The organism is Thalassoroseus pseudoceratinae (genome assembly GCF_011634775.1).
GTDB lineage: Bacteria > Planctomycetota > Planctomycetia > Planctomycetales > Planctomycetaceae > Thalassoroseus > Thalassoroseus pseudoceratinae.
The window spans coordinates 214,469-231,309 of the sequence record NZ_JAALXT010000006.1 but is presented as its reverse complement, the minus strand read 5'-3'; the positions used below and the strand labels follow the sequence as shown (position 1 = coordinate 231,309).

General features: G+C 54.0%; 7 protein-coding genes and 2 tRNA genes. 7 read left to right on the top strand and 2 right to left on the bottom strand.

Annotated elements, in window-relative coordinates; genetic code table 11:
- Positions 1 to 96 precede the first annotated feature (96 nt).
- Positions 97 to 167, top strand: a tRNA-Gly gene (locus G6R38_RS21495).
- A 46-nt stretch (positions 168 to 213) separates the two neighbouring features.
- Here the strand turns inward: G6R38_RS21495 and G6R38_RS21490 are convergent.
- The gene (locus G6R38_RS21490) at positions 214 to 1,119 is read right to left on the bottom strand and encodes a hypothetical protein (protein ID WP_166830839.1); all 906 of its coding nucleotides are present in this window, start codon (positions 1,117 to 1,119) and stop codon (positions 214 to 216) included.
- A 344-nt stretch (positions 1,120 to 1,463) separates the two neighbouring features.
- On the opposite strand from G6R38_RS21490, the gene G6R38_RS21485 reads away from it, so the two are divergent.
- Together G6R38_RS21485 and G6R38_RS21480 are read left to right on the top strand one after the other, a co-directional pair.
- Positions 1,464 to 2,105 carry an RNA polymerase sigma factor gene (locus G6R38_RS21485; RefSeq protein WP_261345403.1) on the top strand — a complete coding sequence of 214 codons (642 nt, stop codon included), beginning with the start codon at positions 1,464 to 1,466 and terminating at the stop codon, positions 2,103 to 2,105.
- Positions 2,095 to 5,430 carry a WD40 repeat domain-containing serine/threonine protein kinase gene (locus G6R38_RS21480; protein ID WP_166830837.1) on the top strand — a complete coding sequence of 1,112 codons (3,336 nt, stop codon included), beginning with the start codon at positions 2,095 to 2,097 and terminating at the stop codon, positions 5,428 to 5,430. Before G6R38_RS21485 ends, G6R38_RS21480 begins: the two co-directional genes overlap by 11 nt.
- 369 nt (positions 5,431 to 5,799) lie before the next feature.
- Here G6R38_RS21480 and G6R38_RS21475 read toward each other — a convergent pair.
- Positions 5,800 to 5,884 (bottom strand) — tRNA-Leu (locus G6R38_RS21475).
- Positions 5,885 to 6,444: 560 nt separating this feature from the next.
- Between G6R38_RS21475 and G6R38_RS21470 the strand changes: the two genes are divergently transcribed.
- From G6R38_RS21470 to G6R38_RS21455, 4 genes are all read left to right on the top strand, one after another.
- On the top strand, positions 6,445 to 12,687 hold the full coding sequence (locus tag G6R38_RS21470; RefSeq protein ID WP_166830836.1) for a Calx-beta domain-containing protein: 6,243 nt from the start codon (positions 6,445 to 6,447) through the stop codon (positions 12,685 to 12,687).
- A gap of 47 nt (positions 12,688 to 12,734) precedes the next feature.
- Positions 12,735 to 13,073 carry a tRNA-binding protein gene (locus tag G6R38_RS21465; protein ID WP_166830835.1) on the top strand — a complete coding sequence of 113 codons (339 nt, stop codon included), beginning with the start codon at positions 12,735 to 12,737 and terminating at the stop codon, positions 13,071 to 13,073.
- A 344-nt stretch (positions 13,074 to 13,417) separates the two neighbouring features.
- A complete protein-coding gene (locus tag G6R38_RS21460; RefSeq protein WP_166830834.1) occupies positions 13,418 to 15,034 on the top strand; it encodes an outer membrane protein assembly factor BamB family protein in 1,617 nt (538 codons plus the stop codon).
- Between the two features lie 136 nt (positions 15,035 to 15,170).
- Positions 15,171 to 16,754 (top strand): sulfatase family protein, encoded by a 1,584-nt coding sequence (locus G6R38_RS21455; protein ID WP_166830833.1) that lies wholly within the window; start codon positions 15,171 to 15,173, stop codon positions 16,752 to 16,754.
- Positions 16,755 to 16,841 lie beyond the last annotated feature (87 nt).

Below are 16,841 nucleotides of genomic sequence, written 5' to 3'. Positions count from 1 at the left end.
CAACGTGTATCCAGATTCAAGCCTGTAAGATTCGCAGAGGCCAAAACTTGACGAAGCCGACCCACCGCGATAGCGTACACCAAAAGAAAACCACTTGCGGGTGTAGCTCAATGGTAGAGCGTTGGCTTCCCAAGCCAAATGTGAGGGTTCGATTCCCTTCACCCGCTTTGCACCACTTCTTCCACCTGACCATCGGCACTCCATCGCCTAGGTTTAGCTGTCTTCCTGCCGTGTGGCAAAATAGCGGGCGACTTCGGCGATCATCTTTGGTTTGCGTTCTTGAGCGAACTCGGACCATGTGAGCGGACCGTTGTCATCGGTGATGTCGGTCGCGGGATCGTATCCGCCACGGCGAAGAATCTGATAGCGATCGACATAACGGCGGCGTGCACGAGTGCCGTGATAAAGATGGACCGCGTCGCCGGGAACGTAACCGATTCGGCCTTGAACACGAGGCGTCTGCCGGGCGGCGTACTCATTCAGCCAGTTGCTTTTCAGTCCCGCGTAGCTTTGGGCCTGCTGCACTTTCCCTTGCCACGCATGCACCATGATGGAATCACCGCCGCCCAGGACGTGTCGATCGTAAAGTCCATCGACGATCGTCTCCCGCCAAGCTGCCCAAGCACCGCCCGGCCGACCGTATTGCCCTTTGAGAGCGGGCGTTCCGAGAACATGACCGATCCCACTTCGTGGCGGAGCAATGAGCTGGCCGGTGGCGTCGGTGTCCATTACACGGCTGAATAACTGGACGACTGGCGTTTCCGAGAGCTTCTGCAATGCGATTTCCGGCCAGTTCTGATTGGCGAAAAGTAAATCCGCATCAATCCATGCCACCGCATCGTAACAGTCCGGCAAAGCTGCCAGTCCCAGGTTGAGCAAACGCTCTTTCTGCCAGAGCACACCGTATTTCGACGAGACCCGATACCTCAAATGCCGATCAGGGGCAACGTGCTCGCAGAGTTGGAACGGTTCGTCATCGAATGCTAACTCGACGGTATAAAGTTCAAGCTGCGAGGCTGCGATACCCGCCGCGAAACGAATATAGTTTTGGACCGGTCGGGTATATCGACACGGGTTAAAATGACACGTTACCACACCTAATTTCCGAGGTTTCGTCATTCGATATCTCGCTTTGGCAATCAGAATCCGTTTGCAAAATTGCTGCGGATGGTTCGACTGGCCAAAACGCCCACGCATCCGCCGTTCAGCTAAACGGTTTCGCGGTGCGCCGGGGATTGAATGCGATCGGTCCGTCGACGAAGTGAACTCAGGCGAGACTCCAAGGGATGACCGGCTCTCGGCATGGTCAACGCTGATTTTATGACGGATCAGCAAATGTGATTATGTGTCATTTCCGAAAATTTGCCGTCCGCTGGTTGGTGTTTTTGTGTATCTTTGTACTAAGCGCGATCTTATATTGGAAACTGTCAGACTTCTCGAAGAATTCTTGGCCCATTTGATTAATGGATACGCCTAGTTCTATTGAACCAAACCGTTGTACTGAGGAATTGAACGAGTTAATTGAATTGGCTCGCTCTGGAGACCGGGAGGCATTAGATGTTCTCATCGCGTCCTCGCGGGAGGCAATTCGTGAAAAGGCGGAGAACAAGTTTCCGTCTGGGGTGCAGGCTGAATTCGATGATTCGGATTTGATCCAAGAGGTTTTGCTCGAAGCCAATCGAGATTTTGCAAGTTTTCGAGACTGTTCCGCGGAGGAATGGCAAGCCTGGCTGAATCGTGTCTTAAACCAGAGTGTTGCGAAGTGCCTCACACGCCACGTCGATGCCAAGAAGCGAGGGATCAAAAACGAACAATCTTTGAAGGCCCCCGTTCAAGACGGAAGATATCATGTGACAGCGGATGACTTGTCGCCCAGTCAACGAGTCATCCAAGCGGAATTACAGCAGTGTTTGGCCGCGATGTCGGTGGAGCTTGATGATCGCCAGCGTCGTGTGCTGGAACTTCGGTATTGGCAGAGGGCATCTCTCGCAGAGATTGCGTCAATCATGGAGGTTTCGAAGAGTGATGTGACTCGTTTGTTGCATCAATCCCTTCAACGACTCCGTCCAGGTCTCAGGAAGGAAACCGACACCGATGCTCCATGAGGAAGCCGATCTTGACCCAACATCAGCGGTCGAACGGGCACTAGAAGAGTATCTCGAACAGGTCGATGCCGGCACCACACCCGATTTGGACGAGTTCTTCAAAGCTCATGCCGATTACGCCGACGAATTGCGAGAATGTCTGCAGACCGAACAATATGTGCAAGTTCTCGCCGAAACAAATCCGGAATTCCCTGAAGCGGCATCTTCTGTCAATGCGTATGAGAAGACCAAGCCGTTCCAAAATGGCCCCGGAGCCGGAATTTCTCGAATTCTGGGCGACTATATCCTTCTGCAACAAATTGGTCGGGGAGGGATGGGAGTCGTCTACAAAGCTCGGCAACTGGGCTTAGACCGGGTGGTCGCTGTCAAAGTGATTGCCGACGGTCAGTTCGCGAATCCCATTGCGGTTCGGCGTTTTCGTAGTGAAGCGAAGTTGGCTTCCAAGTTAAATCACTCGCAGATTGTCTCCATCCATCAGATCGGTGAGGAGCAGGGACTCCTCTATTATTCGATGGATTATATTCCCGGGCAAACGCTGGCCGAGGTCTTGCATGAGGGGCCGTTGCCACCACGGCGGGCCTGTGAAATCGTCATGCAGACGGCTCGCGTGATGGCCTACACCCACCAACAAGGGTTGTTGCATCGGGACCTCAAGCCCGCCAATATTCTCCTTGATGAATCCAAGAGACCTCTCATCACCGACTTTGGTCTGGCTCGATCGTTCGACGACGAGAGTCAGGTGACCCGCACGGGCGAGATCGTCGGGACCGTCAGTTACATCTCTCCCGAGCAAGCCAGCGGAGACACCGCGAAGAGTGAGTTGGGACCGGAGTCTGATATCTACTCCCTGGGAGCAATTCTCTACGCTCTACTTGTCGGGCGACCACCGTTTCAGTCCGACAGTAGCCTCGACACCTTACTGCAAGTCCGCTACCAAGAACCGATCTCACCCCGGCGTTTCAATAAAAAGATCCCACCTGAACTCGAAACGATTTGTCTCAAGTGTTTAGAAAAATCTCCGCAACAACGCTATCAGACAGCCGATGAGTTAGAGGAAGATTTGGCTCGGTTTTTGAGTAGCGAGCCGATTCTCGCGAAGCCAAACCGCTGGTGGAAACGCGGTTGGCGGTGGTGTTTGCGACACCGTTCGGCAGCATTGGGTCTTGGCGGTGTCGCGGTGTTGCTTGGTGTGCTCGTCATCGGACTGGTACTGCATAGCGTCATGGTCAATTCGCTCAATGGTCGTCTTGCCAGGTCCAATAACGAACTGACTCACATTCGAAACGACTTGAACACGGCTCTGGGGCAAAGTGAGAGCCGCAAGCAGCGTTTGGAACAATCGCTTTACGTCGCCAACATGCAGGCTGCAAGCCGAGCGTACAACGAACAAGATTTGCGAGAGGTCCAGCGGGTTCTTGCATTGAGCGTACCCAAACCGGGAGAACGCGATTTGCGGGGATACGAATGGAAGTTGCTCCAGGAGATTGTCACCGCTCCCTACACGCAACTTTCCGGACACGTTGGCGACGTTTATGCGGCCAAGTATTCTCCCGATGGTCGTTGGTTGGCCTCTGCGGGTGAAGATGGCACCGTCCGATTTTATCGGGTTCCGTCGCTCCAGTTGGATCATGTGATACCTGGCTCGCTTCGTCCGATGCGTGGATTGGAATTTCACCCCACGAGTGAATCAGTCGCTTGCTGCTGCAAAGATGGGAACGTCTACATCTACGACGTCGAGACCGGGAAACTGCTGCAAACGATTCCCGCCCATCCGGGGTTGGTCTGCGATGCAACTTGGACCGCCGATGGCACATTGCTCACCTGTGGCGATGAGCCTTGGATTCGGTTGTGGGATGCCACGACAACACAACCTTTGGGAAAGATCGGCCCCAATCCCGGAGACAGAATAATCACCCGACTTGCACTGTCCCACAACGATCAATGGTTGGCGGCGGCTCAAGGGGCACACATGACCGTCTGGGATCGGACGACCAACACCCAGCGGATGTCGTTCACCGTGCCGTCTCGTGTGACGTCCGTGGCATTCTCTCCGAATGACGATTGGGTGGCCTTTGGATCGTTGGAATCCAAAACACGACTGCTTCCCTGTAAGGATCGCACGAATCCCACAACGTACGAATCTTCTCACCGTGATCCCGTAGAGGCTGTCGCGTTTTCTCCCGATGGACGGTGGGGAGCGGACACCGATCGGGGCGGTTTACTGTCCCTCTGGCCGATCGATACCGGCAAACCTGGAAGCAATCGCGTCCCGTTGTCCCCAACGACCGAAACTCTCTCCACTCAAACCTTAGCCCACCAAACGGAGGTCATCTCGATCGAGTTTTCGCCGGACAGCCGACAAATCGTGACATCCAGTCAAGACGGGCTCGTCCGAGTTTGGAATGTGGCCGAGCTTCTGCCGCAACGGTTTACGCAAGTTCAAGGAGAGCAGATCGATGACGTCATTCCGATGTCAGACGGGACGCTGCTGCTTTGGGTCTTTGGAGACATTCTGCATTACGATCCAGCCACGGGTGAACTCCGCAGTGTGGTGGAACCGAAGAAAATCGAATGGCAAAACACGCCGAAACATGAACAAGCTTTGGCGGTTCTTCACTTTGATGCGGGCGTGCGAAGCACCTCGCCGGAACGGTTCCAAAGAAACCCTTGTCTTCTTTGGCGGGACGCTCTCTCACCGGAATTGGGAAAACTACATTCTGTGTGTGTCTCCGCCGATGGAACGATGTTGGCCGGTCTGACTGCCAAATGGCAACTCGCTCTGCTCAACGCAAAAACGTACGCCCCAAGTGAAGATTGCCCATTGATTCGCTGCAATTCTCTGGCCTTCTCGCCCGTTGATAGCGGCATTTTAGCTGTCTCGTTGGTTGGCCTCGACAATGTCGAATTGTGGGATATCGAAACGGCCCGGAGAACGAAAATACTGGGCTATCATTCGGCACAGGTCAATTCGTTAGCCTTCAGCCCCGACGGTCGGTATCTTGCCTCCGGGGCGGAAGATCGCCGAATCAAAGTTTGGGAAGTCTCGACGGGCAAGCTCGTTCGCACGTTTCACGGACATCGCGGACGCATCACTGATGTCATCTTCTCGCCCGACGGCAGTTCGCTGCTCTCAACCGGGTGGGACGATACGTTACGCGTATGGTCAATGACTCTTCAAGAAGAAATGCTAACCCTCGGCACGCCCAAACAACCCAAGGTCGGTACCTACCAACTCCGAATTTCGGCGAACGGTCGCTATCTCGTGCAACGTAGCAACACCATCTTCACCCGCTACAAACTGCCCACAATGGATACCGCCGATTGAACCAGTCTCTAGCGAGAAGACATCCTGTCAGTCGATCACCAGCGACCGCAAGCAAATTTCCGCCAGTACCGACAGCCAGACCAGAAACCGTTGCAGTTGCCCCGCCGCCGTCTCCTCGATCAGCCTGCAGAAATGCCTCGGCGTAAGGAACCGGCCAGAATGACCGTGAGAAACCGCGTCCTCAAAGAGCCAACCGAAGAACATCAAAACAGCGACGTTCTTCGATCACACCGAGCGGCACCCATCCTGTTCCCACCGTAATCCGAAAAAAAAGGCCCACCAGCAATACCAAAGCAACTCTGTGACCAAACCAGCCATCCAACAAAAAAGGACTCACGCCAGTTTGACGTAAGTCCTTTGATAGCAAAGTACCGGAGGGGGGACTCGAACCCCCACATGGTTTACCCATACTGGATTTTGAATCCAGCGCGTCTGCCAATTCCGCCACTCCGGCTGTTGCTGTTTTATAAGGTTTCCGAACGATTCGGGCAAGCCTCGTTGGATGTCAACATGGGGTCGACATCAAAAGGTGCACGAATGGTTCGCAGGAAACCGTCAAAAACACGCTCATCGTCATCGTTTCCCGGATTGCAGGAGGCTGGGAGCCACCGATCACGGGGGAGGCATTATTTGGAAGTGCGTGAAGATTTGCAAGTCGAACATGGTTTCTCAGAAGAATCGGCGGTTTTCGGGTTTTCCTTGGGGGTATGAAGATTGTGTGGTGGTTCAGATACTCTTGAGATGCCGGATATCTGTCCGGTTGCGTTCATAACGTCGGGAAATATCGGCCATCTGGTGGAATTTGGTATCTTTGTCCATCTTTCGTGTCCTATAACGGTGGCTTCTTGTGATTGTTTCTGATGACGTCACCTTAGGGCGACGAGTTCGAGCGGCTCTGAGTGCGCTGAGGGGATGGCTCGATTTTATTGACTGTCATATGACGGCCGGCCGGTAGCCCGGATTGAGAAAGGGGCATGTTCGGCCGACGCCTTGTCGATGTGGAGATTGAACATAATGCCTTGGATGTTCTGGTTGCGGAATCTGTACACACGCTGGATTCCGCAAGACCGCCGTGCTCGATCCCCACGAATGCTCGGTAAGAATCGGCGGCGGCCGCGATTTCCACTCGCCGCGTCTGTCGAAGCATTGGAAACACGTGCCATGCTTTCCGCTACGCCGGTCGGACTCACCAGTGGCGAAACCGTGATGGCGTCCATCAGCACAATCGGTGAGGAAGATTGCTATACGATCAACGCGGCCGCCGGTGAAGACCTGCTGCTGACGATCGGCGAGGCGGATGGTTATCAGCTGGAAGTGGCGTTGTATGCTCCGGACGGCACGGAGTTGCAAACGGTCTCAGAGAACTTCGGTTTCCGTTTAGACCAAAAGGATCTTCCGCAGACGGGGACTTACACGTATGTGGTTCGGGAGGTCAATGGCGACGATGTGGGTGATTATTCTCTGACGGCGGTCCTCGTCGATGAAGTCGCGGATGCGGACAACACCGTGATGGCGAGCGGGACGACGTATGACTCGTCGATTGCGATCGGTGATATCGACACGTTCACAATTGATGCGACGGCCGGCGAAGATTTGCTGCTGACGATCGGCGAGGCGGATGGTTATCAGCTGGAAGTGGCGTTGTATGCTCCGAATGGCACGGAGTTACAAACGGTCTCGGCGAATTCGGGTTTCCGTGTGGACCAGAAGGATCTCCCGCAGACCGGGACGTACACGTATGTGGTTCGGGAAGTCGATGGCGATGATGATGGGAATTATTCACTGACGGCGGTCCTCGTCGATGAAGTCGCGGATGCGGACAACACGGCCATGGCAAGCGGGACGACGTATGACTCGTCGATCGCACCCGGTGACATCGACACCTACACGATTGATGCGAGTGTCGGTGAAGATTTGCTGTTCACGATTGGCGAGAACTTTGGCTATCAGTTGGAAGTTGCATTGTATGCTCCGGATGGCACGGAGTTGCAAACGGTCTCAGAGAACTTCGGTTTCCGTTTAGACCAGAAGGATCTTCCGCAGACGGGGACTTACACGTATGTGGTTCGGGAGATCAATGGCGACGATGTGGGTGATTATTCACTGACGGTAGTCCTCGTCGATGAAGTTGCGGATGCAGACAACACGGTCATGGTTAGCGGGACGACGTATGACTCGTCGATTGCGATCGGTGATATCGACACGTTCACGATTGACGCGACGGCAGGCGAAGACCTGCTGCTGACGATCGGCGAGTCGGATGGTTATCAGTTGGAAGTAGCGTTGTATGCTCCGGATGGTACGGAGTTGCAGACGGTCTCGGCGGATTCGGGTTTCCGTGTGGATCAAAAAGATCTTCCGCAGACGGGGACGTACACGTATGTGGTTCGAGAAGTCGATGGCGATGATGATGGGAATTATTCACTGACGGTGGTCCTCGTCGATGAAGTCGCGGATGCGGACAACACCGTGATGGCGAGCGGCACAACGTATAACTCATCGATCGCGATCGGTGACATCGACACGTTCACAATTGACGCAACGGCCGGCGAAGATTTGCTACTGACGATCGGCGAGTCGAATGGTTATCAGCTGGAAGTGTCGTTGTACGCTCCGGATGGCACGGATTTGCAAACGGTCTCAGAGAACTTCGGTTTCCGTTTGGACCAGAAGGATCTTCCGCAGACCGGGATTTACACGTATGTGGTTCGGGAAGTCAATGGCGACGATGTGGGTGATTATTCTCTGACGGCGGTCCTCGTCGATGAAGTCGCGGACGCCGACGATGTGGCTTTGGTGAGCGGGGCGACGTATGACTCGTCGATCGTGAATGGCGACATCGACACCTTCACGATTGATGCGGTTGAGGGTGGTGTTCTGCTACTTTCCATCGACGAACGGGACGGGTATCAGTTGGAAGTCACGTTGTATGCTCCGGACGGGACGGAGTTACGCAGCGTGTCGGAGAACTCGCGGTTCCGATTGGATCAACGAAATCTTTCCCTGACGGGAACCTACACGTATGTGGTTCGCGAAGTCGACGGTGACGACGATGGCGAGTACACGCTGACAGCGGTCGCGGTCGATGACACACCGGAACCGGATCTCGTTGAATTGACGAGCGGCTTGACGGTCGACGGCACGTTGGAACGCACGGACATCGACACGTTCACAATTGATGCGTCTGCAGGAGACGATCTGTTGTTCTCGGCCATTGGATCATCAGCCAGCGGGACGTTGGGGGGCATCGATTTAGAAGTCAGCCTGTATGCACCAGACGGAAAATTGCACCAGACGGTCGTGCCGAGGATCAATTTCAACGGCGTGCGTTTGGATCAATTCAACCTTTCGCAGACGGGCACATACACCTACGTCGTTCGCAACTCTCGCGAGGATTTGGCGGGATCGTATTCTCTCACGGCTGTCGTTGTGGATCAGACCGTGGACGCCGACAACGTGGCCCTTGTCAGTGGAGACCCCGTACGCAGAACGGTCGCTGCCGGTGACATCGACACGTTCACGATCAATGCGTCTGCGGGTGAAGACCTGTTGCTGACAAGGATCGCGGAGGACAGTGCAAGTCAGTTCCGTCTGGATGTCACGCTGTATGCTCCCGACGGGGCACACTTACGAACCTTTACCGCTTCGGACAATCGTAACGGCTTCAACTTCAATCAACCGAATCTCCCGCAAACCGGGGTCTACACGTATGTGGTCCGCGAACGCAATGCGAACTTCATAAGCGACTACACACTGCAACTCGATAAAGCCATCAACACCAACGACGCCACGCTTTCGATCGATGACGTCACGCAAGATGAAGCAGCCGGGGTGATGCGGTTTACGGTTTCACTCAGCCAAGCGGTTGGCTCCGACGTTTCGTTTGATTATTTCACGACGACACGCACCGCCGATTCCAGTGATTTTGGATTCGTCAATCAGACCGAAACGATTCCGGCTGGTGCAACCTCGACAACGGTTCTCGTGAACATCACCGACGACGTGACCGAGGAAATCGACGAACGGTTTTTCCTCAACCTGGCGAACGTGCAGTCGGGTGCGTTTGATGTCGCAATTGGCGACGGGCAGGGCGTGGGCACGATTCTCGATGACGATGCCCCATCGCTGACCGTCAACGATGTGGAGTTGGAAGAAGACGACGGGCCAATCGTCTTTACCATCTCGTTGAATCAGCCGTTGGACGAAGACTTGGAAGTCGACTTCACCGTGACGGATGAAGGTCCAATCTTCGGTGGAGGCGGCGGGGCCGGAGGTTTCGGCGGCGGAGCGAGTCTGTTCAGTTTTTCGGGGTTTTCGCAGACTTCGACGGGCAATGTGGTGGCGTCCGGTACGGCGGTCATTCTCGCGGGAAATCTCTCGACCCAGGTGACGGCACCGTTGGCGTTGGATAACGTCGTCGCGTTCAAACGGGAGTTCCGAGTTAAGCTCGAGAACCCAGACGCTGGGAATATTGACGTTGGTTTCTCGAAAGACGAAGGAGTCGCGACGGTCATTAATGTGGAGACTGCGTTGGTCTCGATCGACGATATCACGCAGGATGAGGATGCCGGGACGATGATCTTCACGGTCTCGCAAACATTGCCGGCGGACGTGGATGTTTTCTTTGACGTCACACCTCGGAATGAAGGCACGGACGAAGCCGACTTCACCGCAACGCCGCTTCGCCTCAGCATCCCCGCTGGCAACACGACCGCGACGTTCACCGTCGATGTTGCCGCGGACAATGTCGTGGAACTCGATGAGCGGTTTTTCGTCGACATCACCAACTTGGACCCGAGCGGGCGAGCGGTGACTCTCGGCGACAGCGAAGGCGTGGGAACGATTCGGAACGATGACACTGCCACGATTTCGGTCGGCAATCTCACGCAAAATGAAAACGCCGGTCCGATGACGTTCTTGATCTCGTTGGATAGTCCGGTCGATGTTGCCACGACCGTGCAGTACGCGACCGCGACCAACACCGCCGATTCCAGCGACTTCACCAGCCGCTCCGGTAGCGTCACGATTCCCGCAGGGAGTTTGTCCGTCCCGGTCACCGTCCCCGTCTCCGCGGATAACACGGTTGAACTCGACGAACGATTCTTGATGAACCTCAGTAACCCGAACGCCAGCGGACGTGCCGTCGGTTTGGGGTTGGCTCAAGCCAGCGGGAACCTCAACAACGACGATGCCGCGGTGCTGACCATCAACGACGTTATCCAGATCGAAGACGCCGGAGTGATCACGTTCACAGTCTCGATGAGTCGCCCCGTCGACGCGGCCGTGAGCTTCGACTACACAACGCTGACCGACTCCGCAGACGCGAACGACTTCACGCCGCAATCCGATCGCATCACGATTCCGGCCGGAAGCCAGTCGGCTACCATTTCCATTCCCGTGACGATGGACAACACCACCGACGAAGGCGCCGAACAGTTCTTTGTCGAATTGACGAACTTGGCGAACGCGGGGCGGGATGTCAGCTTCGGCGATACGCGGGGGACGGGCACAATCATTGGCGACAACGGTGAAGGGGTGATGGCGCGAGTCTCCATCGACGACGTCACGCAGAATGAAGACGCGGGCACGATTGCGTTTACCGTTTCGCTCGATGCCCCGATTTCCGTGCCCGTTCATGTGGAATTTACGACTGCCACGGACTCGGCCGATGCGTCGGACTTCACGGTCCAGACCGGCACGATCACCATCCCCGCCAACAGCACATCCGCAACGCTGGTGGTCAACGTCGATGCTGATATGGTCGTGGAACGTGACGAGCAGTTTTTCGTCAACCTCTCCAACATTCAACCGCAGACGCTGGGGGTTTTGTTCGCCGACAACCAGGGCGTCGGCACGATCGTCAATGACGATGTTGCTCGGTTGAATATCGACTCGGTCAGCGGTTACGAGGGCAGCGACGGCACGCGGCCGTTCGTGTTCACGGTGACTTCGGACCTTGCGGTGGATCGGTCTTTTACGGTCGATTTTACGAGCTTCAACGATCCCGCCGTACCCGGCGACCCAGCCAACGCGGCCGACTTGAGTTTTCAGAACGGTACATTGACGTTCGCCGGAACGGCGGGCGAGACACAGACGATTACAATTGACGTCAACGGCGATACCCAACCGGAAGGGGATGAAGCGTTCTTCGTGGACCTCGCGAACGTTCAAGCCGGGGGACGCAAAGTGGTGACCTCCATGGGCCGTGGCCGGGGCGATATTCTCAACGACGATTTGGCCGGCTCCGATGCTGTAATTCTCGATCAAGGCATCAACAACGGGGCCATCAACGGCAATTACCAGAAGATTGTCTCCGGCAGCTTCGATGGCATTGAGATCATGGCCGATGATCTATTTTTCTGGGACCCGCGTTCCGGTGCCAACCGAATTGTGTACGGTCATGGGAACATTCAAACCAATCCGATTGAACCGGGGGCGTTGAACGGCAATGACTTCACCGAAGTGATCGTAGGGAATTTCAATGACGGTCGCCAAACCGAGTTGTTCTTCTGGAATCCGCGAACCGGGCGCAATCGGCTGGTGCACTTGAGCAACGGCATTGTCGAGGGAGCGATCGAAACAAACGTCATTCCGTCGACGGCCATCAACGGCAATGATTTCACAACCGTCGTCGCCGGCAACTTCAACGGAGACGCGACGACGGACTTGTTCTTCTGGAACCCCGTGAGCGGTCGCAATCGCATTGCCCATTTCCAGACCGTGCAAGTTGGGTTGGATAGCGATGTCGTCAATCTGCAAACGAACGTCATCACTCCCACCATTATCAATGGAAGTTTTCAATCCGTACATGTCGGCAATTTCGTGGCTGGCGGTCTGGATGAGTTGTTGTTTCTCAACTTGCAAAGTGGAGCGAATCGTCTCGTCTCGTTGGAAACGATCACGCCGGGAGTCACGACGGGCTTGGAAAGTTTCCAATCCAACATGCTACCGCCGAGTGCATTTAACGGATCGGCTTACGATCGCGTTTCCATCGGTGATTTGAACGGCGACGGGCTAGACGATGTGTTCGCCTGGGGCATGCGAAGTGGTGCGAATCGCGTTGCCCTCACAAACCTGACCCCTGGCAATGCCCCCAACATTGTAAGTAATGTGATGCCACCATCGCTGATCAACGGCGAATTCGAGCACATCGTGAAACTCACTGAAGATGTTTTCAGTTCGCCCGACAGTGATGAGTTTTTCTTTTGGAATCCAAGAACCGGTCGCAACCGAGTCGGCTACATCAACGCGACCTGAGTTGGAAAGTCCTACGAAATCGCATCTGAGGGATTTGAAAGAGTACTATGGAGACAATTGATTGGGCGAGTTTTGAACGTGTCGAGCTTCGCATTGGCACGATTCTGTCGGTGGAGGACTTCCCCGAAGCTCGCAAGCCGGCGTACAAGATCGAAGTCGATTTTGGACCCAAAATTGGGATCAAAAAATCGAGTGCGCAAATCACCGACCTATACACGAAAGACGAATTGGTCGGCCGCCAGATCCTTGGCGTCGTGAATTTTCCGGTGAAGCAAATCGGCCCGTTTCGTTCGGAATTTCTGGTCACAGGTTTGTATCGGGAAGACGGTGCAGTCGTGCTCGCTGTGCCCGATCAGCAAGTTCCCAATGGGGCCAAATTGGCGTGAAGTATAGCGGTGTCATCTGATCGGGCAAAAAGCTGCGGTGTGCTTGCTGAAGCACGAATCGTCAAACATTCAACTCGATCGGTCGACCCTCGCAACTTGAGAGACCACTCATCAAATTTAGACGATCATGTCTCCACGGCAGGTCTTCGTGGACCGTCTGAAATCGCTCACGTTTGGGGCAATGTGTTGATCCACTGAGGCGGTGAGTATCGTTTCGTGCCGATGGGCGAAACGGGTGGTTGGATTGCGAAAGGTGTGCTGAGCGGTTCTAAATGAGGGGGGCGTCCGCTCTTCGATTGCGGTTCGCGCTGACTCAGAGTGATCCCTTCGGAATCGAGAGCCACATGTCCCTACAATTGATGACGTTGAGTATCGGGGTGATGTTTTCGGCTTGGACCCCGTTGGTTGCCAATGAAAACTGGCATCAACCCGCCGGGCCAAACGGCAACTGGTCGGTGGATGGCACGCCGCCGATTCAATGGAGCGTCACGCGAAACGAGAACATCCGGTGGCGAACGCCCCTTCCCGAAGCGGGGCAAAGTGGTGTTGCGATTTGGGGGGAGCGTGTCTTCGTGACCACACATGTCCCCATCAAATCCCTGGACGAGAAGGAAGCCGTTACCGACATACTGGGCTTTTGTCTCGACGCAAACACGGGGGAAATCCTCTGGAAAGTGACGCTGCCAGGCACGGCGTTTATTTCATTGGCAGGTGGTTTCACCGACGGAACCGTTTTCGCACCCATCACCGACGGCGAACATGTTTGGTTCTTCAATCGCTGTGGTTCGATGGGGTGCTATGACATGTCGGGAAAAACTATCTGGCTCCGCGAATGGAAACCGCGTTTCAAGCATAACAATCGGCAAGCTGAACCGTTCCTCGTCGGTGATGCGATTTTGTATGTCGAAGTGGCGAATAAAGTCGAAGGGGCTAAAGTCCAAAAGTGGAAGGCACCGGGTGTGAAGTCCAAGGGCACCGCGGCCCCTATGGGAGTGGATGAGAAGGAAGTTTGGACTTATTTGCATGGGATCGACAAGCGAACTGGCAAAGTTCTCTGGCGTGAGAATGTCGGCACTGTCGTTCATAACACGCCGGTCGTCGGCTTGACGGCTGATGGAAAACTCGCAGTCTCTCATGCTCGTGGTGGCCCACATGCTCCGTTCGAGAAACCTAAAGGGCATAGTCTGACAAGTCTAGCTCCCGGTGAAGAAGGCAAGACGTTATGGAGTACAAACCTGCGGAACTATGATCCCTCCTTTGCCAGCCATTGGAATGAAAAATACGTTTTTGGCTTCCGTGGCGGAAGGCACGTTGTGCTTGATGCGAGTTCGGGAAAACTCTTGCGAGATCAGCCTCTCTATAAGAATGCGACAGTATGGACGTTTGATCCCGACACTGAGACTTGGGGGAGAAAAACGAATGTTTCGGTGAAAGCCGGTAAGGGGCATCCGAATACGAATCAGGCGAATATTGTTGTCGGGGATTGGCATTGGTTCCTATCACATAACGTTCATTATGTGGGTCGGGTGCATGTCGAGACGGGAGCGGTGGAATATCTCGAAGTACCTGCTCAACTGATGCCAAGCCGGGAGTCACGAGAACAAGATGTTCGGCTTTGGGGGGCAGGGAATCCCAAAAATCGACCGTTAAACGCAGCCGGTTTCGCTGTTGGTGACAAAGGTCATAACGGCACAGGTTGGGGGCATATCTCTGCAGCAAGTCCCACAAGAGTCGGCCATTATCTCTTCTTTCCTGTTGTCACAGGAACTGTCTATGTGATTGATGCGAGAGTCGATTCATTAACTCCAGATGCACTAGTGGCTATTAACGATCTTGGGCCAGGTGGGGAGACATGGACACTAGCACCACTGACATACGCAAAGAATCGTTTCTATGCACATACCATGAGAGAAATTATCTGCATCGAGACCGAAGACAGAGGTGCGTCAACCGAAGAGTAGTCGAAGGATCGGTCTTTGTTCAACTCGTGTGGGATGGTGCTTCAAGGCTTGGCAATTAATATGATGAACGGAAGTGCTTTTGGAGTGGGTTGACAAGGTTAGTTCGTATCAATACAGGTCTGTTGAAGAGAATGCTATGACAAATCGAACAATGCGCTTAGTCTATTTGTTGCTTGCAATACTCGTTCAAACAGCGAGTTGGCAGCAGGTTGCCCATGCCGCTGAGAAACCGAATATCATTTTTCTGTTCGCGGACGATCAGAATCTTCAGTCGGTGGGTTGTTATGGTAATCCCGAGGTCAAAACGCCGCAGATGGACCGTTTGGGGCGGGATGGTGTCATTTTTGATCGGCACTATAACACCACTGCGATTTGCATGGCGAGCCGTGCAAGTGTGTTTACTGGGATGTATGAATACAAGACGGGTACGAATTTCACTCATGGAAATATGAAGCCTCAGACTTGGAAAAAGTCTTATCCCGTTCTCCTGCGTCAGGCTGGCTATCTAACGGCGTTTGCTGGCAAGTTTGGTATTGTTGTCGAGGGAAAAGGACTATGTGAAGACGATTTCGATATTTGGGGTGGCGGTCCCGGGCAGACGTATTATGCGACTGCAAGGAATAAGTCGATGGCTAAATACGCCGAGCGTTATCCACACTCGACATTGTCCTATGGGGCATTCGCGCAAGATGCGATTCGCGAAGCGGCGAAACAAAAAAAGCCACTCTGTTTGTCGATTAGTTTCAAAGCACCTCACAAGCCGGCCACGCCCGATCCCAAGTTCAATCATGTCTACGCCGGTCAAAAGTTTACGAGACCCGCGAATTTTGGCCGTGAGGCGGGGACGCATCTCTCCGAGCAAAGCAAGCAAGGTCGCCAGTATCCTCGTTTCACAGAGTGGAAATACGATACGCACTACGACGCGGAGATGGCGAAGTACTTTCAACAAGTCTATGCGATCGATGTTGCACTAGGCATGATTCGTGATGAACTGAATGCGCAAGGCGTTGCTGGCAATACTGTCATCTTCTATACGAGCGACAATGGCTATATCTGTGGAGCCCACGGGTATGGATCAAAAGTCTTGCCGATGGAGGAGTCGTCCCGTGTGCCATTGATTGTCTATGATCCTCGAAGTGCCTCCGCCGGGAAACAGCGACGGTGTTCTTCACTCACCGGGAATGTTGACTTTGCACCAACAATCTTAGAACTAGCAGGGTTGCCGATTCCTAAAAACATGGATGGTGTCAGTCTATTACCGTTGTTAGAGAATCCATCTGGAGAAGTTCGTGAACGCTTAGCCTTGATGAATACTTTTGACAAACTTCCAGTGCATAGCCTGAGTGTTGTCTCAGACGGTTGGAAGTATACGTATTGGTGGTACGGCGATGAAACGATGGCACCAACCGAGGAACTCTTTGATCTAACAACTGATCCACTTGAAATGACGAATCTTGCTCGCGATCCAAACCGCTTGACGATGCTTCGCGCGATGCGAGAAAAGTATGATGCGGAGCTCGATGCCTGGAAAGCGAATGCCGTTCCTTACAACGACTATCAGAAATATGGTGAGCTGTTCGATCGAAATGTTCCGTGGGAGAAGAAGAATTATCGGCGGATAAAGCCAGCGGGGCAATCTTCGAAGAAGACACGGACCAACGCTGCAAAAACGAGAAGACGCGAACGAGCAGTCCAGAAGTCGGCAACGAAATCGAAGTGATCGTTTCCGGAAATACTATTCAAGCTTGGTGTCATTGAAATAGGACCTAACTTAAGAATTGACGTGGTTTGATGTGTCGTGCTGTCG